Source organism: Ferruginibacter sp. (assembly GCF_014377975.1).
Classification (GTDB): Bacteria; Bacteroidota; Bacteroidia; order Chitinophagales; family Chitinophagaceae; genus Ferruginibacter.
The window spans coordinates 1-26935 of the sequence record NZ_JACMOO010000093.1; the positions used below are offsets into that span (position 1 = coordinate 1).

Genomic DNA, 26935 nt, shown 5'->3' on the forward strand with positions numbered 1-26935 from the left:
AGAGGGCATTTATGCCGAAGTATTTAGGGTGATAATAGCGGAAATGTATACCTGCATCAAAAAGGTTGTGCTGGATAAATTTGAATGTGCAGGTTCAGCTAAGGGACAATGGAGATACTACTTAAGATATAAAGACGGTAAAATTTAAACGAGTAATTTCTTATTTGTCAAAATCGCTGAAATCAAGATTTAGCAAAGCATATTTTTTGGGATCGGGCAAACTGTAATGCCACCATTCTGTATCAAATAAAATAAACCCATATTTTTCCATAGTGCTTTTTAACAGTATCCTGTTATCAAGAATCTCTTTGGGAAAATGCATAAAATTATGATGAGCACTGTCTGTAAAATTATCAAATCCAGTTCCCATATTTAACGCTTTGCCGGTCTTTAAAACAATAATGGTAAGGTCAACTGCTATGCCGCGGTTATGGCCACTTCCGGTTGCTGGATTAGCTGCATAGCGTTCATCTTTTACCGCTTCCCATATTTTTTCTGTAATACCATAAGGCCGGTAAGCATCAAAAATTTTTAATCCCAGACCTTTGTCGTTTAATTCCTTTTGTACACCTTCGAGTGCAGCAGCTGCGGGTAATCGCAAATAAGCATCTGCCAGCGTGGTATATAATTGCTGGTGTAAAAAGTTATCATTTGTAGCATAGTGCAGTTCAAGTAATAATTTTGTTATCCGTTTTTTTAGCCTCATCATTTTCATTGCTTTGTTAATTCTTACATCATTTTTGTAAAGTATAATATTGTCAATTACACGCAGGCCATACTTATTAAAAGTTGTACGTTGCGCAGTTACTGTTTGCAGCATGACAAAAAAAAGAACGGTACAAATCATCTTTATATTCAACATATTTATTAACTTGTATAATTGTATTTAATTTTTCTCAATTGTCCGTTTCCGAAAGTTACCATTATTTACCCCATATATGAACTACCTCAAGAGTAACGTTTCATTAATTTCCTTTGTATTTGTATTTTTTTTGTTGGCTGGTTGCCATACAAATGTACCTACCAATAAACCGGTGCTTGTAAGTACACCTGAAAAAATGGATAAGAAAACCAGTGAGACCATCAGCAATGTACTGGAGTATGCCCTGCAACATAATGGAGACATTGGCGATACCATTCGCCTGCAGTTTACAGGCCTTGTAAATAACTTTTACAAAGCCAATGACGATAATAATGTTTGGAGCCACCAGGAAAAATGGGAGCCGTTGGCAGATTCGCTGTACCAGTTTATAGAGCATGCGGCATTGTCCGGATTATTTTCAAATGATTATCATTTTAAAAAACTTCGTACTTTAAAGGATGCGTTAGACATGGATTCTGTAAAAAGAACGGATGCCAATCTCTGGACAAAGGCAGACCTGATGCTGACTGATGGATTTATGCACCTGGTTAAAGATTTAAAACAGGGCAGGCTAAACAAGGATAGTATTTCTTATAATAAAAAAGAACTATCAGATAGCTTTTATTCCGCCACACTTACAAATTTATTTTCAACGAAACAATTGACAGAAGTACTCAATGGATTGCAGCCTAAAGAAGCAGGTTATTGGGCATTAAAAAACTGCATCCCCGGATTTATTGACAGCATGGATAAACGCATATACACTTATGTAACTTATCCGTTTAAGCCCAATGATGAAAAAGACTCGTTATCATTTATAAAAAATCTCCAGCAACGCCTAAGTGAAAGTAAATGCATTGCTTTTACCAGTATTCTGCCCGATACCCTGCAGTTAAAACTAGCCATAAAAAAATACCAGCACCTAAAAAATATCAGGCAGGATGGAAAAATATCAGCGACATTTATAAAAATGCTGAACGGTAGTGATGGCGAGCGTTTTAAAAGAATTGCCCTTACGTTAGACCGGTACAAACAGTTGCCTGATTCAATGCCCGAAAAATATATCTGGGTAAATTTACCAGCGTATTATATGCAGTTGTGGGATCATGACACGGTGGTGATAAATTCTAAAATTATTTGTGGCAAACCTGCAACACGAACACCCCTGCTGAACAGCTATATTACCGATATGGTTACCTATCCTACCTGGACTGTTCCTAACAGTATCATCGTTAAACAATATTTGCCGAAGTTAAAAAATAATCCCAATTACCTAACTTCCATCGGTCTTCATTTGGTTGATAGTAAAGGAGAAACAGTTAGTGGTAATGATGTAAAATGGAGCAAATATTCAAAAGGTATTCCTTATAAAATTATGCAGGGCAGCGGCGATGATAATGCACTGGGTATTCTAAAATTTAATTTCAGTAATGCATACGCAGTATACTTGCATGACACCAATCAACGTTATCTATTTAAGAATGCAGTTAGGTCACTCAGCCATGGATGTGTAAGGGTGCAGGAATGGCAAAAGTTAGCTTTTTATATTGCAAGAAATGATAGTATGAATGTAAAACCCGGTGAGACCTTGCATTACACTACTGATTCTATTATGGCATGGCTGGACAGGAAAGAGAATAAAAGGATTAGTGTGAAAAATAAAATTTCATTGTTTATCCGCTATTTTACCTGTGAAGCGAAGAATGGAAAAATAAAATTTTACGATGATATCTATGGCGAAGACAAATTCATCAGAGAAAAATATTTTACTGATAAATAAATAAACGATCCAATTTCCCTGCTAACCAAACGATTCAATTTTCTTGCATGAAAAAAAAATTACCTGCATTAAAGCTTATTGCAACACTTTATTTTTGTATGTTTTTATGTTGCAGTGCCTCTGCTCAGTCAATTATAAAAAACAGTAAACACAAATCTTCCGGCAAACGCGTTTTATATGGTACGGCAAGTTTTTATGCCAACAAATTCAATGGCCGCCAAACAGCCAGTGGCGAAATTTTTAGTCAGAATAAATTAACCTGTGCCTGCAATGTTTTGCCATTGGGAACCTGGATAAAAGTAACCAATGTCCGCAATGGGCGGTCGGCTATTGTAAAGGTCAATGACCGGCTTCATCCAAAAATGAGGCGGCTTGTTGATCTTACAAAAGCTACGGCAATACAACTTGGTTATAAATCGCTCGGACTTGTAAGGGTAAAAGTTGAAGTGATCGGAAAAAGCAAACCTATAACCAAAAATGCCGCAAATAATTAGTGAAAGGTAAACCAGGCGTTGTTCGTAATTAATTTTATAGTTTAAGGTTAAGCAATTAGTTTTGTATTTAGTAAATATTCTTTATATGAAAAAAATTATTGTATACTTTTTAACTTTTATTTTTTTTATAAATACATACGGGCAAAAAGGGTATGTAAGGAATCCTTCCTTTGCCATTCATTACTTTTCAGACGATTTTCAAACAGCTTCGGAAATAAGGACGACAGGGCTTGCTACTGCACTCAAAAATTACTCAGTCAGCGGACGGCTAAAATCCGGGCTTGGCTTTAGTTACATACAAGGCATCAGCGAGCATGCCGATTTTGTAGTAACGGGTTCAGGCGCATTTCTCGACTATCCTGTGCCAGATAAACAGCCTTTGGGGTATGAAAGTTTTTTAATGGAAGTAGCGGCTACCGTTAACGTAAAATTGTTAACAGATAAATATTTTGTTTCTCCGTTTTTAACAGCAGGCGTGGGAGCATCAATGTACCGGGGATATTATGGTGCCTTCATTCCATTGGGGGTAGGATTACAATTTAATTTTTCGGATGATATTTTTGTATTGGTAAATTCTCAATACCGGGTACCTGTAACAGAAGAAGTAAATTATCATTTTTATCATAGTATAGGTATTGGTGCAAATCTTTTTAAGAAAAAAGAAGCTTTGCCAAAAGCTCTTCCGGTACCTGTTGCTGAGCCAGTGAAAGACCGGGATGGCGATGGTATTGTAGATTCATTGGATAAATGTCCGGATGTAGCAGGGATTGCTTCTTTACAGGGTTGCCCAGATAAAGATGGAGATGGCATTGCTGATGCGGAGGATAAATGCCCGGAGGTGGCCGGTGTTGCCCGTTATAATGGCTGTCCAATTCCGGATACCGATCACGATGGCATCAATGATGAAAATGATAAATGCCCCACTGTTGCCGGTGTGGCACGCTACCAGGGTTGTCCCGTTCCGGATAAAGATGGCGATGGAGTAAATGATGAAGAAGATAAATGCCCCAATGTAGCAGGTAGTATGGATAATTTTGGATGTCCTGTCATTGATAAAAAAGTTATTGAAAAAATCAATGTAGCGGCTAAAAATATTTTCTTTTCGATGGGTAGTTCCAGGCTGTCATCTAAATCATTTAAATCATTGAATGAAGTGGTAAAAATTTTAAAGGATAATCCGTCTTATAAAATGGATATTGAAGGTAATACAGACAATACCGGAAAGCCCGGTAAAAACCAGGATTTAAGCGAAAGCAGGGCAATAGCTGTAGCAACGTATATTCAAAGTAAGGATGTTAATGCAGCAAGACTCGCTGCCACTGGAAATGGCCAGGATAAACCTGTTGCAGATAATAAAACGGCGGGAGGGCGTGCCAAAAACCGTCGTGTTGAGCTAAAAGTTAAAAATTATTAAATAATCGTTTTTGCCAAATTATCTGAATCCCCATGCACAGCAAGGGGATTTTGTATAAAAAGCTATCGGATAAAATTGAGGTTCATTTTTATTTTTAATGTTAAGGATAATGGTTATCACCGCTTTAAAAAATGCAGATATTGGTTACGTCCTGTTATACCCTCAACCATACTTATTCATACACTATTTTAAGATGCTTTCTTCAACCACACTATGATCAGAGAACAACACACCCAGGTAGGTTCTTTCGGAACTTAGTGAGCTATATTTTTTTAATTTCCAATTTCGTAACACAACAACATCAGCTATTTTAAACAGGCTTTTAATATTTGTTACTTTTGCATGAAATATATTATCGGTTAATCCTCTTTTAAATATGGCAAAAATTGCAATCAATATAGCAACAGGAAGTTTACAGAAAGAAGAAATTATAGTTGGGATTGACCTGGGAACTACCAACAGTCTTGTAGCAATTATTCATCCGGACACGAGGCAGCCCATTGCCTTGAAAGAACACAATAGCAGCTCACTGGTGCCATCCGTGATACACTTTGATGAATATGGAAATGTAACAGTAGGAGAAGCAGCAAAAAGTTTTTTAGTTACCCAACCGCAAAACACCATTTTTTCGGCCAAGCGGCTAATGGGTAAATCGTACAATGATATAAAAGATAATGCCTCCTTTTTTTCTTACAAAGTGATTGATGACAGCAATCAAACTATGGTGAAAGTACAGGCCGGTAATAAGTTTTATACCCCGGCCGAATTATCTTCTTTTATTTTAAAGGAATTAAAACAACGTGCCGAACATATTTTAAAAACACCGGTAAACAAAGCCGTAATAACCGTGCCCGCCTATTTTAACGATGCACAAAGGCAGGCAACAAGAGATGCAGGAAAATTAGCAGGCCTGGATGTTTTGCGCATTGTGAATGAACCCACAGCTGCAAGCCTTGCCTATGGTTTAGGTTTGCACAAAGAAGAAGAGAAAACAATAGCAGTATATGATTTAGGTGGCGGAACTTTTGATATTTCTATTTTAAAAATCAGCAATGGAATTTTTGAAGTGTTATCTACCAACGGCGATACTTATCTTGGAGGTGATGATATTGATAACAGCATTGTAAAATACTGGCTGCAGCAGGCAGGTATAAACGAAGATGAATTAAAAGTGAATAAAGAATTTGCCCAGGGCATCCGGCTACAGGCAGAGGCCGCAAAAATATATCTTTCATCGAATGATATATTTGAAACAACTTTTAACGGCGATGCTTTAAGTATCACAAAAAAAATATTCGAGGGCCTTATTCAGCCATTGGTTGACAAAACTATTGTGTGTAGCAGCAATGCTCTAAAAGATGCAGGCTTAACAAAAACTGCTATTGATGTAGTGGTAATGGTAGGAGGGTCAACAAGAGTGCCGCTGGTGAAAGAAAGCATCAGTAATTTTTTTGGCAAAGCGGTAAATGATACCGTAAATCCGGATGAAGTGGTAGCATTGGGCGCCGCCATCCAGGCAGATATTTTAGCAGGTAATAACAAAGATGTTTTGTTGCTGGATATCACACCGCTCTCTCTCGGCATAGAAACAATGGGTGGCTTAATGGATGTTATGATTGCCCGAAATTCAAAAATTCCCAACAAGGCTTCCAGGCAGTACACTACGCAAAAAGACGGGCAGAGTGGTATGAAAATTTCAGTGTACCAGGGCGAAAGGGATATGGTAAACGATAACCGGAAATTAGCCGAATTTAATTTATCAAATATTCCCGCAATGCCTGCAGGAATGGCAAAAGTGGAGGTAAGTTTTTTAATAAATGCAGATGGTATTTTGGTGGTAAAAGCCAAAGAGCTGCGCAGTGGTATTGAGCAAAGTATCGAAGTAAAAGCACAACAGGATTTAACTGATGCCGAGCTGGAAAAAATGTTGTTGGATTCGATTACCCATGCCAAAGAAGATATCGCCACAAGAGCATTGGTGGAGGCCAGAACAGAAGGGGAGCAGTTACTGGAAACAACAGAAAAGTTTATCCAAAAAAATACAACCCATCTTTCCAAAGAAGAATTTATGCAGACGGCTGCTGCAATGCAGGCCTTGCAATTGTCGCTTACGATGAATGATAAAGATCTTATACATACAAAAGTAGAAGAACTCAATAATATTTCAAGGCCTTATGCAGAGCGTATTATGGATGCTGCAATTTCTTATGCTATGAGAGGTAAAACTATTTAATTTTTTTTACTTACAAGCCAAATGGTTGTTTTACCGGAAAGAATTAATAAGAATGGAAAAAGCCCTAAAATAAACCGGTTATGATAGTCATCGCATTGTAACATAATTACAATTGCAAATGTTATGATACTGACAACCATAAAATAAAAGACTGGTTTATAACGACTTTCTTTTTTTATCACAAAACTTATTCCTGATAAAATGTAAAGCGGAATGATAAACGCCAGCAGAAAAATATTATGCCTGGCAGAATAATAAGGTCTTGTCATAAAGAAAAAAGCATTTAGCCTGGCAAAGCCTAATGTTATAAAATGGGAAAAGTTATGACTAACATAATAATAAAGTTGTTGTAAGGGAGAACCTGCAGTCAGTAGGTTGAGTTTTACATTTGTTGCAGGAAGTACCCCGCAAACTACACATCCTTCTTTTGCTGAAAGCGTGATGGTTGCATCAGTAGTAGTTGTAAAAACAATATTTGTTGCATACACCAATACACCTAATCCAATAATACCCGCTGGTATAATAATTAACCTTGCTTTTTTTTCAAGACTTACATAAAAATAAAATAAAACGGCAGGAATAAATAATATACCCAGTGGCCTGGAAAGTATTGTAACGACTAGTGCAAAAATTATTAAGAATACTATTGATTTTTTTTTAGTGTAATTGTGGCGGATGATGGCTGACGTTAAAAATAATATACTGCTATAAAAAACAGACTCGGTATATAGAAATACATTCCATGAACTATAGGGCAAAAAGGCTATTGTAATGGCGATTATAATTAAAGGGAATAGGGAGAATTTTGGAAAAATTAATTTCAACGATCTGTGAAAAAATAAAATGGTCAGTAAGTTCAGCAGAGATTGAATAATAACAGCCCCTGTAAATCCAATTTTTAGTTTTAGAGAGATAGTTATAATAAAAATAGTGATGGAATAAAACCAAAATCTCGTGGCTGACAGTGTTTGATAGTTAATAAGTCTTTCTGCTTCTTTAATATATTTCGCCGCTTCAAAAGTTGTAACAATTCCATATAAATACAGGTGCAATAAAAAAAATAATAGCCAAAAAAGTACTATTATGGAGTTGCCGGATTTAAGACAGAAATTTTTGATGGTATTTGTTATCAACGTAAAGTTTTACTTTATAAAAATAGCGATAAAATAATTTTGGTTATTTTAATACCGCAACAGTATCTAAATGCGGGGCTTTATTTTAAGGTTGATGCTCTATCAGTTGGTAAACATATTAAAAAAATATTTTTACTTAAATTATTTTTTTTTGAGGGTGGAAAAAAGGTATAAAAATAAAGAACCGGCAATTAAGTATTCGCCAAGCAGCAACTGCATTGGAACTACTTTAAACAAATAAGCTGAAAAAAATAATCCAATAAATATTATAATTAATATTTTTTTGTCTACTTTATGTTGATTATAAATAAGCAGGCATAACGGAAAAAATAGTTCAACAAAATAATAATCACATTTCGGCAGCCAGATAAAAACCTCACTTAAATAGTTAAGGCAAAACCCTGAAATTAATAATAAGGTTGGATCATTTAATTTATTTTTATAAAAAAATATATAAAAAAATATAGCCGCAATACTCAAAAAAATAAGGCTATAAACGGTACTGGAAGCATAGATATTAAATATGGCCCTTAGTTCAAAAGGGATATTGGCAATGTAAGCGGGTAAAGGAGGATCAACATAAAAATTTGTTTGTGTTTCAATAACCTTCGGTACAATGAGCATATCAAAATGAACACCATGATCAGATTGTCTTTGAGAATAATATTCTATCCAGCTTTTAGAAGATTTAAAAAAATCTATCCAGTGTTGATATTGATTAAACAGAATAATTTGCAACAAACAAATAGCTGCCATTATAAACAATCCTTTAAAGAATAATTTTTTGTTTTCTGCAAATAAAAAAGGCAATGCAAAAAATACATAGCTGGGCCTTAGCCATATCAGAATGCCAATAGTAAGCCCGTAATAGAACAATGATTTTGGATGCTTATGAAAAAAGATATACATCGCGGAAAGTAACAGCGGAAACAAGATATAGCTTTGCCCTATATACATATTCATACTCCACGCTTTTGACAATAACAAAAAACTAAATAAAAGCAGCAATAAATTTAGCGTTGTTTTATTACTTGTCTTAAAATAAAAAATAGAAAATATCAGTAAAATAGAAAGGTATTGAAAAGCGAACCATATTTTTTCAATCACAGGAAATTGTAGAGTGGAAAGTGGTTGTAACAGCCATGTATAACCCGGCGGAAGGGTTATGATATTTTGCTTAAAAGTAGAATCGCCTTCATACTGTAAACATAATTCTGCAGGGTAACCGGAAGTCCATTTAAAGAAATAGGGCGAGTATCCTTTTGCCATATATCTTGCACCTACAATCCTTTTCCTAAGATCACAAGGATATCCTTCCTGCAAATTTTTATAATCTCTGTAAATGCTGGTACATAAAATACCTGCAAATAAAAGTATTAAAAAAGCATTGATTGGTTTTTGGTATTTAATAAAAAAACTCAAAATGGAAAAATATGTTTCATAACAAAATGCAATTTATTTTTTAAATATTGCCCATTGGCTCAGGCTTAATATTTTTTTGTAATTAACCGTTTTAAAGTTTTTTATTTTCTTTATTTTTTGAAGATGCGTATGGCGGCTTGTTCTTTTTTGATTTAAGCTTAAAAATTCTAAAATACGTAATACCCAATCTCCGGCAGGATAGGGTGTGGTAATTAATAAATTACCTTCAGGTTTTAATAACGAGTAACAAGCTTCCCAGATATCATCATGTTCAACTACTTCGAATGCTATGATAACATCAAATTGATCCGGTTTTAATTCGAGTGATTTCCAACTATTTATATTGCCCTTGATGGTTGGTGTTCCTTCCAAATCGATACTGATGTAATTTTTCCATCCGTTATTTAATAAATAATTTCCTAACCAGTTATTGCCACAACCCACTTCCAAAATGGCAGCATTTTTGGGTATAGGCTTAATAAAAAAATCGATTTTTTTTTGCCGGGCGATGTTACTGAGTAATGGCATAAATACTATGGGTTTAATTATTTTTCTTCGTGATACTCATCCTCCATATTTATACTCCAGATATTGCTTTTGTCTGTAATTCCATTTTTAATATTTTGAACAGCCTGCATGGCAGTAAGCATGGAATGATCCTGGTTGTTATATTTGTGCATACCATTCCGGCCAATGAGGAAAAGGTTTTCAAATGTGTTTACGTAAGTTTTTACAATATGGAATTCATCATAACTTCCAACGTAAGACGGGTAAGTTTTAGGCACTTTAATAACAACGGCATCTTCCACCGCCTCCTTGTCAATGATTTTTATTAACTGCAGTTCAGTTTTTGCAAGCTCAATCATTTCCTGTTCACTCAGGTTCCATAATGCATCTCCTTCATCACAAAAATATTCTAATCCTATCCATATTTTTGTTGGGTCACTGACCATGTAGGGACTCCAGTTATTGAAAATCTGCAGCCTGCCAAGTTTTACATTTTTCTCCTGAATATAGATCCAGTTGTCTTTTATAGCACTACCATCTTTGTTTTTAATTTTTAGTTCTTTCAATAACAGGCCTACTGTAATAAAATCACGGTACGTCAGTTTGTTGGCAATTTCGTGTGCTCTTAAATTGAGGGGAGATAAAAATCCATTTAGTAAGTCTTTGATGGGCATTGTAGAAAAGAAAAAGTCGCCGTCAAAACGAATCTCTTCATTTGTTTCGGTGTTAATAGCCGTAATGGATACGATTGCAGTACTACCGTTATTGATACTTTTTACCTGGTGTTGTTTTAAAATTATACCACCTTTTCTTGTGATCTGTTCTGCAACGACCTGCCACATTTGTCCCGGACCAAATTTCGGATACAAAAATTTTTCTATCAGGCTTGTCTCTGTCTCTTTTTGATGGATGTCTTTTCTTTTTTTCGAAGATCTTAAAAATGCATGTAAAATGGTTTTAGACAAAGACAATCCTTTTATTCTCTGTGCACCCCACGAAGCGCTGATGCTGGTAACTGGTACCCCCCAAACTTTTTCTGTGTAATCTTTAAAAAATATATTGTATAGTACTTTGCCAAACCTGTTTATATAAAAATCTTCAAGGGTGGCTTCAGGGGTTTGGGGAGATATTTTCGATTTTAAATAACTGAAAATTATGCTTACTGTTCTCTTTAAACCAAGTGCGTTAAGCGTTTCAAGCGATAGGTTTAGCGGGTAGTTAAAAAATTTACCCGCAAAAAAAATCCTTGATAACCTGTGTCGGATAAGCATTGCGTTATCACCGGTTTTGTCGGTTGATGGCTTTGCTTTCAATTCAACATGCTGGTTGTGATAAGTTAACAGTATATCGTCTCCATTACTTTCTACAGGCAATTTATTTTGCCACCACTTCATTACAACTTCGCTTTTAGAAAAAAAGCGATGGCCGCCAATATCAATGCGGTTACCATTATAGTTAATGGTTTTCGATAAGCCGCCAACACTATCTTCACTTTCTAAAATAATGGGTATGATATCTGAATGCTCCAGTAGTTCATAAGCGGCGGTTAATCCTGCCGGCCCTGCTCCAATAATGATGGCTGTTCGCATAGAATAATAAAGATAGGTACATGCTTTAGTACTTGTGTACAAATTTATCAAGGCATAAAATGGTAGGGTGTAAACTCAAAAGGAGATGGTCATTTAAGTTCCATAATTCTACCGACATATTTACCGATCATGTCGAACTCAATGTTGATTTTATCGCCTTGCTTTAAGTATTGCATATTTGTGTGATGGTAAGTGTATGGTATGATGGCTACGGTAAAACCATTTTCTTTTACATTAAAAATTGTGAGGCTTATTCCATTTAAGCCAATTGATCCTTTTTCAATTATCAGAGTGCCGAATTTTTTATCAAATTCAAATTGATATTCCCAGCTGCCATCTTTTGCAATGTTCTCTATGCAGGTGGCAACAGTATCAACATGCCCTTGTACAATATGACCATCAATTCTGCCATTCATTTGCATGCATCTTTCAATATTTACAACTGTATTAATTTTCCAGCCAGTAAGATTGGTTTTTAACAACGTTTCTTCAATAGCCGTAATGCGGTATAATCCGTCTTTTACTTCTTCTACTGTAAGACAAACTCCGTTGTGCGCAACACTCTGGTCAATGGTTAACTGGTGGGCAAGGGCAGATTGAACCCAAAATGTTTTATTGGTTCCTGAAGAAAAAATATCTTTGATAATACCCGTTGTTTCTATTATTCCTGTAAACATTTTTCAAAAATACTTTTTTTATCATTTTGAATTTTAAATATTTCTTCTATCTTTGCGCTTCTAAAAAAAACTACCAAAGGAGGTATATCAAATGTTAATAATAGATTCAAAAGATTGTGAAAACATAGACAAGGCTTTAAAAAAGTATAAGAAGAAATTCGAAAAAAGCCGTGTATTGCTGCAGTTAAGGGAAAGGCAGGCTTTTATCAAGCCTTCAATTCGTCGGCGTATGCAGGTGCTGAAAGCAGTGTACAAACAAAACATAGCAAGCGGTAAAATAGATATTTAAGTCTCTTTATTGCTGTTGTAATATTTTAAAACTGATAACCACGTAACTTCGGTTATCATTTTTTTTATGCCCATCTACGAAGTCTCCCTTATACAGTCATTTTTGGATTACCTCAAATTTCAAAAAAGGTATTCCCAGCACACTATCATCTCTTATCAAAACGATCTTACCAGTTTTTTTGATTTTATTGAAATACAGTTTGCCATTCAATCTCTTAATGAAATTAATGCATCTTTTGCCCGGAGCTGGCTGGCTTCCTTAAAAGAAAAAGGTATAGAGTCAAAAAGTATCAACCGCAAAATATCCACGCTGAAATCTTTTTTTAAATATCAGTTAAAGAAGGGTATAATACCTACTAGCCCTATGGCAACGATTGTTTCCACCAAAGTAAAAAAGAGGTTGCCTCAATTTGTAGCAGAAAACGATATCAATACTCTGTTCAATTATATGGAGTTTCCGGATAACTGGAATGGAAAAACTCATCGGTTAGTGTTTCATTTACTGTATAATACAGGTATTCGCCAGGCTGAACTGATTAATCTTAAAGAAGCTCATATTGATACAGGAAATAGTACCATCAAAGTTTTGGGAAAAGGAAACATAGAAAGAATTTTACCGGTGAGCAATGAGCTGATGCAGTTAATTAAAAAATATGTTACCGATAAACAAACAGAACTGGTTTTGGGTGATAGAGAAATACTGCTGGTAAGCGAAAAAGGAAAAAAACTTTATCCGAAGTATGTTTATACAGTTGTAAAAAAGTATTTAGCGGCTGTTACAACAATCGACAAAAAAAGTCCACACGTACTGCGCCATACGTTTGCTACGCATTTAATGAATAATGGAGCCGACATAAATGCCGTAAAAGAATTGTTGGGCCACAGCAGTCTCGCAGCCACACAGATATATACCCATAACACAATTGAAAAATTGAAAGAGGTTTATAAAAAAGCTCACCCCAAGGCATAAATTATATCAGTTATACAATAAAAGCTATCGTTAAATAGTTATAAGTTTTCCAAAACAAAGAGTAATTATTTTGGAAATTACATCGGCAAGAACTAACTTGATTTTGAAAATAATCTTATTTTCACCATAAATAAATTTTTCTGATGAGGTAGCTATTTACCCGAATTTTTCACATATTTGTTCACTGATTAAAAAATTAGATTGCTATGAACGTAAACATTCAGACTGTGCATTTTGACGCAGATGTAAAATTGAAATCCTATATTGAAAAAAAGCTTTCCAAGCTATTACAGATTCATGACAGGATTACCAAAGTTGATGTGTATTTAAAACTCGACAATGTTGTACACACGATTAAAGATAAAGTAGCGGAAATTAAAGTGCACATTCCAAAGTATGATTTTTTTGTAAAGCATTCCTCTAAATCGTTTGAGGAAAGTTTTGATGAAGCCCTCGATTCTGTTATATTACAGATAAAACGAAAGAAGGAAAAACTTGCAGCTTAATTTACTATATAATCCCGGCAAAAAACCGGGTTTTTTTGTGCCCTTTTGTGCTTGTGCACATTTTTATTTTTAAAGTGTAAAAAAATCTTTTACAAAGTTTTTGTATTAATCAAATATACTTACCTTTGCCATCCCAAAAATAGGAATAAACAAATAGAAACCTTTTTTTGAAAAAGTTCTTTAAATAACAAGCCGAAGTAGCTCAGTTGGTAGAGCAACTGATTTGTAATCAGTAGGTCGCTGGTTCGACTCCAGTCTTCGGCTCTGAACCGGTGAAATAAATTATACAATATATTTCTATATTTTTTGGGTAGATGGCCGAGTGGTTAAAGGCGACAGACTGTAAATCTGTTCACGTAAGTGTACGTAGGTTCGAACCCTACTCTGCCCACTTTGAATTAACGAATTTTAAAATTATAAAATTGCTTAATTTAAAAGTTCTTTGTTCTGGCATTTTCAAATTTAATAATTTTCACATTTGAAAATTAACAAGCGGAAGTAGCTCATTTGGTAGAGCGATAGCCTTCCAAGCTATAGGTGGCGAGTTCGAGCCTCGTCTTCCGCTCATTAATAATGATGTAAAGTATTAAGCCTTTGTAGCTCAGGGGTAGAGCACTTCCTTGGTAGGGAAGAGGTCGTGAGTTCGATTCTCACCAACGGCTCATTAACTTACAACATTAAAAAGTATTACTTTATTTGTTAAAATAAATTGCGCAGAAAATCTAAAATTTAGATTAGAGGTTTTTGGTGATTTTTGCAGCAATGGTTTTATTAAAGTAGCATTTAAAACACAAATTATTACGTCATTGGTTAAAGACGCTAAATGAAAACCAATTTTCAAAACAATTATTAAAAAATAAACAATGGCAAAAGAATCTTTCAAGAGGGATAAACCCCACTTAAACGTTGGTACTATCGGTCACGTGGATCATGGTAAAACAACACTAACAGCCGCTATAACCGATGTTTTGTCAAAAAGAGGTTTAGCGGTGAAAAAAAATTATGATGAAATTGATGGTGCTCCTGAAGAAAAAGAAAGGGGTATCACCATTAATACAGCTCACGTTGAGTATGCTACTGATGCCCGTCATTATGCGCACGTAGATTGTCCTGGTCACGCCGATTATGTAAAAAACATGATCACTGGTGCTGCACAAATGGATGGTGCTATTTTGGTAGTTGCTGCTACTGACGGTCCTATGCCTCAAACTAAAGAACATATCCTGCTGGCACGTCAGGTTGGTGTACCTCAGGTAGTAGTTTTTATGAACAAGGTTGATCTGGTAGATGATCCCGAATTATTGGAACTGGTAGAAATGGAAATTCGTGAGTTGTTAACTTCTTACGGTTTTGATGGTGATAACACACCAATCATCCAGGGTTCTGCAACGGGTGCTTTGGCTGGCGATGAAAAATGGATTGCTAAAATCAATGAATTGATGGATGCGGTTGACAGTTATATTCCATTACCTCCAAGGCTGGTTGATCTTCCGTTCCTGATGAGTGTTGAGGATGTTTTCTCTATCACTGGTCGTGGTACTGTTGCAACAGGTCGTATTGAAAGAGGCCGTATTAAAGTAGGAGAACCAGTTGAAATTGTAGGTTTGATGGAAAAACCATTAAACTCTACCTGTACTGGTGTTGAAATGTTTAAAAAATTATTGGACGAAGGCGAAGCGGGTGATAACGCAGGTTTATTGTTACGCGGTATTGAAAAAACTCAAATCCGTCGTGGAATGGTGCTTTGCAAACCAGGTTCAATAACTCCACACACAGAATTTAAAGGTGAAGTATACGTTTTGAGTAAAGAAGAAGGTGGCCGTCATACTCCATTTTTTAATAAGTACCGTCCTCAGTTTTATTTCCGTACTACAGACGTAACTGGTGAAGTTACTTTGAACGCTGGAACTGAAATGGTGATGCCGGGGGATAACACATCATTAAATGTTGTGTTGATTCAGCCAATCGCTATGGAAAAGGGTTTAAAATTTGCGATTCGCGAAGGTGGCCGTACCGTAGGTGCTGGTCAGGTTACTGAAATTGTAAAATAAAAACGAGCCTGCTAAATCTCCGCCCGGTGCGAAATTTAGTGGAAGCTTTTTTATATCTTTGCAAAGTACTTAGGCGGAAAAGCTTAGGTACTTTGCTTTTTAAAAAAGGAAAAGTTCTTTAAAAATTAGTCTCTTAAATTCCGGAATCTATCGGGAAAGTGGAGAGGCAATTTACGGGCATGGTGCAACGGCTAGCATACGGGTCTCCAACACCCTTGATCTGGGTTCGAATCCTAGTGCCCGTGCAAATAAAACAATGTACTGATTTGCTAATGTGCTAATCTGCGGATGCTGTTAAAGTTATCGGCTTCAAATTAGCACAATAGTATATTAGCTAATTAGCAAATTAAGTTGATATGAACAAACTAACAGCATATTTAAGAGACTCTTACAAGGAATTAGTTGAAAAAGTAACCTGGCCCAATTGGGAGCAGTTGCAACAATCTACCATGGTTGTTTTGGGTGCAACCTTATTGATTACGGCAGTAGTTGCGTTGATGGATTTTGTTGCTAATGGATCTTTAAAATTTATTTACTCTTTATTTAAATGATGATGGAAGAAACAATCGTACAGGATAAAGAAAGCAAATGGTATGTACTTCGTGTCGTAAGTGGCAAGGAGCGTAAAATTAAAGAGTATCTGGATAAGGATATTATTCGCAACGGATGGGTAGATATTATTAAGCAGATTTTTTTACCTGTTGAAAAAGTATATAAAGTTCAGGCTGGTAAAAAAGTGATGCGGGAAAGAAATTTTTATCCGGGATATGTGATGATTGAAGTGGTTAATAATAAGCTGAACGATGATATGGTGCAACACATCAGTAATATCAGCAACGTAATGCATTTTTTAACCGATGGTAAAGGCAGTAAAGGAAATATTATTTCGTTACGAAAATCAGAGGTAAATAAAATGTTAGGTAAGGTGGATGAAATGGGTGAAGGCGGTGGAATTACCATGAGCGAACCTTTTATCATTGGAGAAACAATTAAAATAATTGATGGCCCGTTCAATGATTTTAATGGAATGGTTGAAGAAGTAAATGATGAAAAGAAAAAATTAAAAGTACAGGTGAAAATATTTGGCCGTGCTACTCCTGTTGAACTAAACTATATGCAGGTAGAAAAAATAATTTAAAAAAAGAACAAAATCTTATTTGAAGGAGCTACCTTAAAGGGTGGCTTTTTTGTTGCTTCAATTTGGATAATAATTTCTGTTTTCAGTAAATAATTAAAAATAATTATTTACCTTCGCCGCCCCAAATAGTTCTTAGTAGAATTTATTGAATTGGGAGTTGTGCTTATTGGCTCAACGTTATCACCAAAAAAATTAAAACATGGCAAAAGAAATTACAGCCTATGTCAAGCTCCAATGTAAAGGAGGACAGGCAAATCCCGCACCACCAATCGGACCGGCACTAGGTTCCAAGGGGGTAAACATTATGGAGTTCTGTAAGCAGTTTAATGCAAGAACCCAGGACAAACCAGGGAAAATTCTTCCGGTTCTTATCACCGTTTATGCAGATAAGTCGTTCGAATTTATCATTAAAACGCCTCCCGCCGCTGTTCAGTTATTGGATGCAGCAAAAATTACCAGTGGTAGCAAAGAACCTAACCGTATAAAAGTTGGTAAGGTAACCTGGGCACAGGTGGAAGATATAGCAAAAGATAAAATGGCAGATCTGAATGCATTTACGCTAAACAGTGCAATGAGTATGATTGCGGGTACTGCACGAAGCATGGGTTTAACCGTTGACGGAAAAGCTCCCTGGGAAAATTAATTATCAACTACAAAAATTTTAGAAAATGATTACTAAAAAAAGAAAGTTAGCAAACGCTAAGGTTGATGTTAATAAAACATACTCCTTAAAGGAAGCGTCAAGCTTAGTTAAAGAAATAAATACTACCAAATTCGACAGTTCTGTTGATTTACACATTAAATTAGGTGTTGATCCTAAGAAAGCTGACCAGGCGATACGCGGTACGGTTTCTTTGCCTCATGGTACCGGCAAAACCAAAAAGGTATTGGTACTTTGTACTGCTGATAAAGAAGAAGCTGCAAAAGGAGCCGGTGCCGATTATGTTGGCCTGGATGAATTCATTGCAAAAATTGAAGGCGGATGGACAGATATTGATGTAATTATCGCTACCCCTTCAGTTATGCCTAAAATTGGCAGACTGGGTAAAGTGTTAGGTCCACGTAACTTAATGCCAAATCCTAAAACAGGTACGGTTACAAATGATGTAGCAGGTGCTGTTAAAGAAGTAAAGGGTGGCAAAATTGCTTTTAAAGTTGATAAGGTTGGTATTATTCATGCATCTATCGGACGGGTAAGTTTTAGTATTGAAAAAATTGCAGAAAACAGTCAGGAGCTAATTAACGCAATCGTACGTTTAAAGCCACCTACCTCTAAAGGAACTTATCTTAAAGGAGTAAGTATGGCCAGCACAATGAGCCCCGGTATTATCATTGATACCAAATCTGTTCAAAATTAATCAATGTAAAAAAGCAGATTACTGCAGTTTTACCCAAAATATTTGTTATGACAAAAAAGGAAAAAAATGACGTGATAGAAGTACTGAAAGGCAAGTTTAGCCAGTACAATAATTTTTACGTTACCAATACAGAAAGCTTAACCGTGGCACAGGTTACCAAATTACGCAATCATTGCTTTGATAAGCAGGTTGAAATGAAGGTTGCCAAGAACACCCTTATAAGAAAAGCGCTTGAAAGTTTAAGCGCAGAAAAATATGCAGGTGTATTTGATTCTTTAAATCAGGTTTCCGCTTTATTATTTAGTGAAAACCCAAAGGAGCCTGCATTAATTTTAACTGGTTTCAGAAAGGAAAGCAAAGGGGAAAAACCAGAACTAAAAGCAGCTTTTATTAATGGGGATGTTTTTGTTGGCGACAATCAATTGAAAGCCTTAACACAAATTAAAACCAAAAATGAACTGATAGGCGAAGTGATAGGATTGTTACAATCTCCTATACAACGTGTATTGGGTGCGTTGCAAAATAAAGATGCGTCAAAAGCAGCCGACGTTGTGGAAGAAACTTTACCAGTGGCTGAAGCAGCTGCAACGCCTGCAGTTGCCGAAACTACTGTATCAACTACAGAAGTTGCAACACCAGCCGCTGATGATACTGCTGCCCCGGCAGTACCAACAGCATAATTAACGCAGATTCTATAATGGGATTGTATAAAATATTACCCTGGCCGGATGGGAAAAAAAGGCAACTAACAATTTTTTTTTAAACTCCGCCGGAGTCCAAAACAATGAAGGCGGGAAAAATGTAAATATTATGGCAGACGTAAAAGCATTGGCTGAAAACCTTGTGGGTTTAACAGTAAAAGAAGTTCAGGAATTAGCTGAATTTTTAAAATCAGAATACGGTATCGAACCTGCTGCAGCTGCAGTTGTAGTAAGTGCCGGTGGTGGCGAAGCTGCTGTTGTTGAAGAGAAAACATCTTTTAATGTTATCTTAAAAGCCGCAGGTCCTAATAAATTAGCAATTGTAAAAATCGTTAAGGAATTGACCGGATTAGGATTGAAAGAAGCGAAGGATTTAGTTGATGGCGCTCCAAAACCAATTAAAGAAGGTGTTGACAAAGCAACTGCAGAAGAATTGAAAAATAAGTTAGCGGAAGCAGGTGCTGATGTTGAAGTAGCTTAATTACAGTTTTATAAGATAGCTTGAAAGCCGAAGAGTAATCTTCGGCTTTTTCATGTGAACTTCTGAGGCAGAAATCCAATTATTTAACCAACAGCGTTTGTGTTATTGATACTCTGTTATTACCAGTTACTCTTACAGCATAAATTCCTTTTGTAAACCGGCCATTAATGGAAACTGCAGACTGAAGAGTAGTAGAGGAATGGACTGCTTTTCCTTCTGCATTGTAGATTGTTATAGTTGCCGGTAAGTATTGCGCTGGTATCGTTATTTTGAAATCGTTTTCGGCGGGATTAGGATAAATGCTTAGTCCAAGATCGGTCTGGTTTTTTATTAAAGCCGTTTCAGAATAGGAAACTATACCAGTTACATCGGTAATTTTTATTCTGAAATATTGGGTACCAGGTTCTAAAGTTTTGTCTGTGTAAGAATAGGTATTGCTATTTTTTCCATTACTGTTCAAAATAGCAATGTCTGCAAAATTACGTGAATTTTTACTTCGCTGAATTGTATAGATAATGCCTGCGTTTTCGTTGTAGGTTGTCCACTTTACCAGGCAGGCTCTATTACCAATTGCACTTAAAGAAAAATTACTAAGTTTAACAGGGAGCGTACCTGCCGTTACGATAACACATCCGTTATTTGCGCCTGGAATGGCGGAAGCAAAGATTAAAGGAACATTACAAGGAACGCATCCAAAAGCATTACCGGTGCCACCGCCACCATAAACCCCAGGAATAGTTACCGAAGTAATTACTCTAATTGGAGAGCCTCCATAGATATTAACAATCACCCCTTCCGGCCAGCCTTGTAATAAAACACCGCATCCTTCCGGGCAGATAATATACGTGCTTAGAATAGCAGCTGCATTTGGGGGGCATTGTGATTTTACTGGTTGTAAAATCACAATAGCTGCCAAAATAATTAGAAAAAGCTTTTTCATTGATCAGTAAATTGAATCTGTAGGGATTTAACGACAAACTGCTGTTATTAGTATAAATAAAAATTGTTATTAGCAGTTTTTGTTGATTAAAAGAGCGTAGTTATACCATTGGATAATTTTTTTCCTCTTTTTATCCTTTTATATAAAAATATTTTTTTGTAGAATCTTTGAATCAAAAGCGTTCAAAAGGATTAATAAATATTTGCTGGAGCAGGAGGGAATATTTTTTAAAAAGCACTATCGTAAATTGTTAAAAGAGTGGATTATGTCAAAAAACAATCCAAAATCATAAAAATTGATTCAAGTATTTCTATAATTGAATACTATGTTGTACATTTGCCATCCTTTAATTTCGGGTTAGTAGCATAAGTCAAAATTAACCTGAAAATAGAGAACCTTCTCAGCATTAAAACGTTTTAATTACAATATGTCTGCAACAAAATCACCCGCTGCCCAGCGTATCAATTTCGGAAAAGTTGAACTACTGGCAGAACAACCCGATTTGCTCGGAATCCAGATTCAGTCGTTTAAAGATTACTTTCAGTTGGAAACTACGCCCGATAAGCGTAACAATGAAGGATTGTTTCGTGTATTTAAGGAAAATTTTCCTATTACAGATACCCGTAACATCTTCGTACTGGAGTTTTTAGACTATTTCGTAGATCCGCCACGCTATACCATTGATGAGTGTATTGAAAGAGGATTGACTTACGCTGTTCCATTAAAAGCAAAATTGAGGTTAAGCTGTAATGATGAAGAGCATGTTGATTTCCAAACAATCGTTCAGGATGTGTTCCTAGGTAATATTCCTTACATGACACCACGTGGTACATTCGTTATCAATGGTGCTGAAAGGGTAGTAGTATCTCAGTTGCATCGTTCTCCTGGTGTTTTCTTTGGACAATCTGTTCATCCCAACGGAACTAAAATTTACTCGGCAAGAGTTATTCCTTTTAAAGGAGCCTGGATGGAATTTGCTACTGACATCAACAATGTAATGTATGCGTACATTGACCGTAAGAAAAAATTCCCTGTAACCACTTTGCTGCGTTCTATAGGTTTTGAAACTGATAAAGATATCCTGGAATTATTCGGCATGGCTGATGAGGTAAAAGTTGATAAAAAATCATTACAGAAATATATTGGTAAACGTCTTGCTGCACGTGTATTGCGTACATGGGTAGAAGATTTTGTGGATGAAGATACCGGTGAAGTGGTAAGTATTGAACGGAATGAAATAGTTTTAGAGCGTGATACGGTACTCGATGAAAGCAATATCGAAATGATTGCTGAGATGGATGTGAAGAGTGTATTTGTGCAGAAAGAAGAAGTAAGTGGAGACTATGCTATTATTTACAACACATTAAATAAAGATACTTCTAATAGTGAACTCGAAGCAGTTCAGCATATTTACCGCCAGTTGCGAGGTGCCGATGCGCCAGATAACGAAACAGCCCGTGGCATTATTGACAAATTATTCTTTAGTGACAAGCGGTATGATTTAGGCGAAGTAGGTCGTTATAAAATTAATCGTCGTTTGGGATTGAATTTTCCGATCGAGAAAAAAGTATTGACTAAGGATGATATTATCGCCATCATTAAAACCCTGGTTCAATTAACCAATGGTAAAAGTGAAGTTGATGATATTGACCATTTGAGCAATCGTCGTGTACGTACTGTAGGCGAACAATTATATGCTCAGTTTGGTGTTGGTCTGGCTCGTATGGCCCGTACGATTCGTGAAAGAATGAACGTTCGTGACAATGAAGTATTTACACCAGTAGATTTGATTAACGCAAGAACACTATCTTCTGTTATCAATTCATTTTTTGGTACTTCTCAATTGTCTCAGTTTTTAGATCAAACCAATCCTTTAAGTGAGATAACGCATAAGCGTCGTATCTCCGCACTTGGACCGGGTGGTTTAAGTCGTGAAAGAGCTGGTTTTGAGGTTCGTGACGTTCACTATTCTCACTACGGTCGTCTTTGTACAATTGAAACACCAGAAGGTCCAAACATTGGATTGATATCTACACTTTGTGTACATGCAAAGATCAATGACATGGGCTTTATAGAAACACCTTACCGCAAAGTAACGGATGGTAAAGTGGATATGAAGAAAACTATATTTCTGAGTGCAGAAGAAGAAGATACGGCGAAGATTGCACAGGCAAATATAGGCATGGATGAAAAAGGAAACTTTATTGAAGATAAAATTAAGAGTCGCCAAACGGGTGATTTCCCCATCTTAGATAAAAATGAAGTGGAATACATGGATGTTGCACCGAATCAAATTGTTGGTTTAAGTGCTTCTATGATTCCTTTCCTGGAGCATGATGATGCTAACCGTGCCTTGATGGGATCAAACATGCAACGCCAGGCAGTACCGTTAATTCGTTTGGAATCTCCAATTGTAGGTACTGGTTTGGAAGGCAAAGCTGCCCGTGATGCAAGGATTCAATTACATGCAGAAGGTACTGGTGTTGTTGAATATGTGGATGGTAACGAAATTCATGTTCGGTACAACCGCAGTGAAATGCAGCAACTGGTAAGTTTTGAAGAAGATCTGAAAATTTATAAAGTAACCAAATTCATTCGTACCAATCAGGAAACATGTATCAATTTACGTCCTGCTGTTATTAAAGGGCAGAAGGTGGTTGAAGGTGATTTCTTAACGGAAGGTTATGCAACTAAAGGTGGAGAAATGGCATTGGGACGTAACCTGAAAGTAGCGTTCATGCCATGGAAAGGATACAATTTTGAAGATGCCATCGTTATTTCTGAAAAAGTTGTTAAAGAAGATTTATTTACATCTATTCATATTAGTGAGTTTGAAACTGAAGTTCGTGATACCAAATTAGGAGAAGAAGAATTAACTCCTGATATACCGAATGTTAGTGAAGAAGCTACCAAAGATTTAGATCAGAATGGTATCATTCGCATAGGAGCTCACATTAAGGAAGGTGATATCATTATTGGTAAAATAACTCCAAAAGGTGAAAGCGATCCAACTCCTGAAGAGAAGTTATTACGTGCCATTTTTGGTGATAAAGCAGGGGATGCGAAAGATGCATCTTTGAAAGCACCAAGTGGAACTGAAGGAGTTGTAATTAATAAAAAATTATTTCAACGTGCCAAAAAAGATAAGAATGCGAAAGTAAGAGAGAAGGCAAGTTTGGATAAGATTGAAAAAACGCATGAGAAGAATGAAAATGATATTCTAGAAATGTTAGTTAACAAATTACAGACCTTGTTGAAAGACAAAGCTTCTGTAGGCGTTAGCAATAATTTTGGTGAAACATTGATTGGTAAAGGTGCTAAGTTCAATCAAAAGAATTTATCCAACATTGATTACCTGAATGTAAATCCTTTGGGATGGACAGGTGATGCAAAAACCGATGATCTGATTAATACATTGCTGCATAATTACAGCATCAAATTTAACGAAGAGTTAGGCCGTTACAAGAGAGAGAAATTCAACATTAGTATTGGTGATGAATTACCAGCAGGCGTATTGAAATTGGCTAAAGTTTACTTAGCGGTAAAACGTAAGCTGAAAGTGGGAGATAAGATGGCTGGCCGTCATGGTAATAAAGGTATTGTTGCCAAGATCGTTCGCCAGGAAGATATGCCTTTCTTAGAAGATGGAACTCCGGTTGATATTGTTTTAAATCCATTGGGTGTACCTAGTCGTATGAACCTTGGACAGATTTACGAAACAGTTTTGGGATGGGCCGGTGAAAAGCTGGGTGTGAAATTTGCAACGCCCATTTTTGATGGTGCAAGTGTTGACCAGATTGCAGGCTACATTAAAGACGCTAACCTGCCAACTTTTGGACATACTTATTTGTACGATGGTGAAACCGGTGATCGTTTTGATCAAAAAGCAACGGTGGGTATTATCTACATCATTAAATTGCACCACATGGTGGATGATAAAATGCATGCCCGTTCTATCGGACCCTACAGTTTAATCACTCAACAGCCACTAGGCGGTAAAGCACAATTTGGTGGACAACGTTTTGGAGAAATGGAAGTGTGGGCATTGGAAGCATACGGAGCCAGTAACATTTTGCAGGAATTGTTAACGCTTAAATCGGATGATATCATCGGAAGAGCTAAAACGTATGAAGCAATTGTGAAAGGGGAAAATATTCCACGACCAGGTGTTCCTGAATCATTCAATGTATTGGTGCATGAATTAAGAGGATTAGGTTTAGACTTAACTTTCGAATAATTATAGTCAATGGTCAGTAGTGAATGGTTAAAAATTCACTATTGACCATTCACCATTCATACGGTGGTTGCTCAAAGCTAAAAAAGTACAAGGGAGTGACACAACGAAGTTGAGTAAAAAGCAAAAGCCGGTAAGCAAAAATTTACAAAATAAAAAGAGTTTTTGCGAAAAGATTAAATGATAATTCTAAAAAATTATCAATTATTAATTATCAATTATTAATTATTAAATAATATGGCATTCAAAAAAGAAAATCGTCCCAGATCAACTTTTTCTCAAATCACTATTGGTTTGGCTTCTCCCGACAGCATTTTGGAAAAAAGCTTCGGTGAAGTGTTGAAACCTGAGACTATTAACTATCGTACCTACAAACCTGAAAGAGATGGTTTGTTTTGCGAAAGAATTTTTGGCCCGGTAAAGGATTACGAATGTGCCTGCGGAAAGTATAAGCGTATTCGTTATAAAGGTATTGTGTGCGACAGATGCGGTGTGGAAGTAACTGAAAAAAAAGTACGTCGTGAAAGAATGGGGCACATCAAACTGGTGGTGCCTGTTGTGCATATCTGGTATTTTAAATCGTTGCCCAATAAAATTGGCTACCTGTTGGGAATGAGTTCTAAGAAATTAGAGACCATCGTTTACTATGAGCGTTTTGTAGTAATTCAATCTGGTATCCGTGCTGATAAAGGCCAAAATTTTGGTGATTTGTTAACTGAAGAAGAGTACCTTGATATTCTGGATACTTTGCCAAAAGATAACCAATTTTTATCTGATGAAGATCCAAATAAATTCATCGCAAAAATGGGTGCAGAAGCAGTGCATGATTTGTTGCAGCGCATTGACCTCGATCAATTAAGTTTTGATCTGCGTCACTCTGCCGCCAACGAAACTTCACAGCAGCGTAAGGCAGATGCCTTAAAGCGTTTGAGCGTTGTAGAAAGTTTCCGTGATGCCAATACAAGAATCAACAACCGTCCCGAGTGGATGGTAATGCAATATATTCCTGTTATCCCACCAGAATTACGTCCATTGGTTCCATTGGATGGTGGCCGTTTTGCTTCTTCCGATTTGAATGATCTGTACCGTCGTGTTATTATTCGTAATAACCGTTTGAAAAGATTGTTGGAAATTAAAGCCCCGGAAGTAATCTTGCGCAATGAAAAACGTATGTTACAGGAAGCCATCGATTCATTGTTTGATAACAGCCGTAAATCAAATGCTGTAAAAGCAGAAGGTGGACGTGCATTGAAATCATTGAGTGATGTATTGAAAGGTAAGCAGGGACGTTTCCGTCAGAACTTATTAGGTAAACGTGTGGATTATTCAGGCCGTTCTGTAATTGTGGTAGGACCCGAATTGAAAATGCATGAGTGTGGTTTACCAAAAGATATGGCTGCTGAATTGTTCAAGCCATTTATCATTCGTAAATTAATTGAAAGAGGTATCGTTAAAACAGTGAAATCTGCCCGTAAACTGGTAGATAAAAAAGAAGCTGTTATTTGGGATATTCTGGAAAATATATTAAAGGGTCACCCGATCATGTTGAACAGGGCCCCAACATTGCACCGTTTATCAATCCAGGCATTTCAGCCAAAATTGATTGAAGGTAAAGCCATTCAATTGCATCCGTTGGTAACTACGGCCTTTAATGCGGATTTTGATGGAGATCAGATGGCAGTTCACGTACCATTAAGCAATGCTGCGGTACTGGAAGCACAAATGCTGATGTTATCTTCTCACAACATTTTGAACCCGCAAAATGGTACGCCAATTACACTGCCTTCTCAGGACATGGTACTTGGTTTGTATTACATCACCAAGGGTAAAAAATCAACAGAAACAGAAAAAGTAAAAGGTGAAGGCAAAGCATTTTATTCTGCAGAAGAAGTAATCATAGCTTACAATGAACAGAAGTTAGACTTGCATGCGCACATCAGGGTGAAGGCCAACTTTAGAAATGATGATGGTACCTTAACGTATAAATTAATTGAAACAACGGTTGGCAGAGTAATTTTTAACCAGCATGTTCCAAAAAGTGTAGGTTTTATCAATGCATTGTTAACCAAAAAATCTTTAAGAGAAATTATTGGTGACATTATTAAATGGACCAACGTTCCTATCACCGCTAAATTTCTGGATGATATCAAAACACTG

General features: G+C 36.3%; 22 protein-coding genes, 5 tRNA genes and 1 pseudogene. 21 read left to right on the forward strand and 7 right to left on the reverse strand.

Translation table 11 applies throughout. The features are described 5' to 3' along the window. Positions 1-160 precede the first annotated feature (160 nt). Positions 161-862 (reverse strand): M15 family metallopeptidase, encoded by a 702-nt coding sequence (locus tag H7254_RS05315; RefSeq protein WP_301931993.1) that lies wholly within the window; start codon positions 860-862, stop codon positions 161-163. 76 nt (positions 863-938) lie between these two features. Between H7254_RS05315 and H7254_RS05320 the strand changes: the two genes are divergently transcribed. From H7254_RS05320 to hscA, 4 genes are all read left to right on the forward strand, one after another. Further along, complete coding sequence (locus tag H7254_RS05320; protein WP_301931994.1) at positions 939-2642, forward strand: murein L,D-transpeptidase; 1704 nt, start codon at positions 939-941, stop codon at positions 2640-2642. A 47-nt stretch (positions 2643-2689) separates the two neighbouring features. Next, entirely contained in the window at positions 2690-3136 is a 447-nt protein-coding gene (locus H7254_RS05325; RefSeq protein WP_301931995.1) for a septal ring lytic transglycosylase RlpA family protein, read from the forward strand. Positions 3137-3221: 85 nt separating this feature from the next. Further along, positions 3222-4550: an OmpA family protein gene (locus H7254_RS05330; protein WP_301931996.1), complete on the forward strand. Its 1329-nt coding sequence runs from the start codon at positions 3222-3224 to the stop codon at positions 4548-4550. Positions 4551-4926: 376 nt separating this feature from the next. Then, positions 4927-6783 carry a Fe-S protein assembly chaperone HscA gene (hscA, locus tag H7254_RS05335; RefSeq protein ID WP_301931997.1) on the forward strand — a complete coding sequence of 619 codons (1857 nt, stop codon included), beginning with the start codon at positions 4927-4929 and terminating at the stop codon, positions 6781-6783. Here hscA and H7254_RS05340 read toward each other — a convergent pair. The 5 genes from H7254_RS05340 to H7254_RS05360 form a co-directional block, all read right to left on the reverse strand. Beyond that, positions 6780-7541 (reverse strand): hypothetical protein, encoded by a 762-nt coding sequence (locus tag H7254_RS05340; protein WP_301931998.1) that lies wholly within the window; start codon positions 7539-7541, stop codon positions 6780-6782. The genes hscA and H7254_RS05340 overlap by 4 nt on opposite strands. A 516-nt stretch (positions 7542-8057) precedes the next feature. Further along, positions 8058-9338, reverse strand: coding sequence for a glycosyltransferase 87 family protein (locus H7254_RS05345; RefSeq protein WP_301931999.1), 1281 nt, complete (start codon positions 9336-9338; stop codon positions 8058-8060). 33 nt (positions 9339-9371) lie between these two features. Continuing rightward, positions 9372-9866, reverse strand: a complete 495-nt coding sequence (locus H7254_RS05350; RefSeq protein WP_301932000.1) for a bifunctional 2-polyprenyl-6-hydroxyphenol methylase/3-demethylubiquinol 3-O-methyltransferase UbiG — start codon at positions 9864-9866, stop codon at positions 9372-9374. Positions 9867-9883: 17 nt separating this feature from the next. Then, positions 9884-11476 carry an NAD(P)/FAD-dependent oxidoreductase gene (locus H7254_RS05355; protein ID WP_301932001.1) on the reverse strand — a complete coding sequence of 531 codons (1593 nt, stop codon included), beginning with the start codon at positions 11474-11476 and terminating at the stop codon, positions 9884-9886. A 47-nt stretch (positions 11477-11523) separates the two neighbouring features. After that, positions 11524-12111, reverse strand: a complete 588-nt coding sequence (locus H7254_RS05360; RefSeq protein ID WP_301932002.1) for a riboflavin synthase — start codon at positions 12109-12111, stop codon at positions 11524-11526. A 91-nt stretch (positions 12112-12202) separates the two neighbouring features. Here H7254_RS05360 and rpsU point away from each other — a divergent pair, with 91 nt between their 5' ends. The 15 genes from rpsU (at position 12203) to rplL (ending at position 19604) form a co-directional block, all read left to right on the forward strand. Next, entirely contained in the window at positions 12203-12400 is a 198-nt protein-coding gene (rpsU, locus tag H7254_RS05365) for a 30S ribosomal protein S21 (RefSeq protein WP_301924499.1), read from the forward strand. 66 nt (positions 12401-12466) lie between these two features. After that, entirely contained in the window at positions 12467-13369 is a 903-nt protein-coding gene (locus H7254_RS05370; protein WP_301932003.1) for a tyrosine-type recombinase/integrase, read from the forward strand. A 206-nt stretch (positions 13370-13575) separates the two neighbouring features. After that, positions 13576-13875, forward strand: coding sequence for an HPF/RaiA family ribosome-associated protein (locus H7254_RS05375; RefSeq protein ID WP_301932004.1), 300 nt, complete (start codon positions 13576-13578; stop codon positions 13873-13875). Between the two features lie 191 nt (positions 13876-14066). Beyond that, positions 14067-14139, forward strand: a tRNA-Thr gene (locus H7254_RS05380). 44 nt (positions 14140-14183) lie between these two features. Then, a tRNA-Tyr gene (locus H7254_RS05385) sits at positions 14184-14266 on the forward strand. A gap of 101 nt (positions 14267-14367) precedes the next feature. Further along, a tRNA-Gly gene (locus H7254_RS05390) sits at positions 14368-14440 on the forward strand. A 25-nt stretch (positions 14441-14465) separates the two neighbouring features. Further along, positions 14466-14537 (forward strand) — tRNA-Thr (locus H7254_RS05395). A gap of 201 nt (positions 14538-14738) precedes the next feature. Beyond that, the gene (gene tuf / locus H7254_RS05400; protein WP_301921117.1) at positions 14739-15926 is read left to right on the forward strand and encodes an elongation factor Tu; all 1188 of its coding nucleotides are present in this window, start codon (positions 14739-14741) and stop codon (positions 15924-15926) included. 173 nt (positions 15927-16099) lie between these two features. After that, positions 16100-16171, forward strand: a tRNA-Trp gene (locus H7254_RS05405). 111 nt (positions 16172-16282) lie between these two features. Continuing rightward, positions 16283-16477, forward strand: coding sequence for a preprotein translocase subunit SecE (gene secE, locus H7254_RS05410; RefSeq protein WP_301921116.1), 195 nt, complete (start codon positions 16283-16285; stop codon positions 16475-16477). Continuing rightward, positions 16477-17064: a transcription termination/antitermination protein NusG gene (gene nusG, locus H7254_RS05415; protein WP_301921115.1), complete on the forward strand. Its 588-nt coding sequence runs from the start codon at positions 16477-16479 to the stop codon at positions 17062-17064. Before secE ends, nusG begins: the two co-directional genes overlap by 1 nt. Positions 17065-17263: 199 nt before the next feature. Next, entirely contained in the window at positions 17264-17707 is a 444-nt protein-coding gene (gene rplK, locus H7254_RS05420; protein WP_301921114.1) for a 50S ribosomal protein L11, read from the forward strand. A 25-nt stretch (positions 17708-17732) separates the two neighbouring features. Beyond that, positions 17733-18422 carry a 50S ribosomal protein L1 gene (rplA, locus tag H7254_RS05425; RefSeq protein WP_301932005.1) on the forward strand — a complete coding sequence of 230 codons (690 nt, stop codon included), beginning with the start codon at positions 17733-17735 and terminating at the stop codon, positions 18420-18422. 47 nt (positions 18423-18469) lie between these two features. Next, the gene (gene rplJ / locus H7254_RS05430; RefSeq protein ID WP_301932006.1) at positions 18470-19102 is read left to right on the forward strand and encodes a 50S ribosomal protein L10; all 633 of its coding nucleotides are present in this window, start codon (positions 18470-18472) and stop codon (positions 19100-19102) included. A 130-nt stretch (positions 19103-19232) separates the two neighbouring features. Then, positions 19233-19604 (forward strand): 50S ribosomal protein L7/L12, encoded by a 372-nt coding sequence (gene rplL, locus H7254_RS05435; protein ID WP_301921111.1) that lies wholly within the window; start codon positions 19233-19235, stop codon positions 19602-19604. 79 nt (positions 19605-19683) lie between these two features. Here the strand turns inward: rplL and H7254_RS05440 are convergent, their stop codons facing one another. After that, positions 19684-20544 carry a T9SS type A sorting domain-containing protein gene (locus tag H7254_RS05440; RefSeq protein WP_301932007.1) on the reverse strand — a complete coding sequence of 287 codons (861 nt, stop codon included), beginning with the start codon at positions 20542-20544 and terminating at the stop codon, positions 19684-19686. A gap of 427 nt (positions 20545-20971) precedes the next feature. Between H7254_RS05440 and rpoB the strand changes: the two genes are divergently transcribed. Continuing rightward, on the forward strand, positions 20972-24781 hold the full coding sequence (gene rpoB, locus H7254_RS05445; protein WP_301932008.1) for a DNA-directed RNA polymerase subunit beta: 3810 nt from the start codon (positions 20972-20974) through the stop codon (positions 24779-24781). Between the two features lie 234 nt (positions 24782-25015). Then, a pseudogene (locus tag H7254_RS05450) lies at positions 25016-26935 on the forward strand (DNA-directed RNA polymerase subunit beta'); the annotation flags it as partial.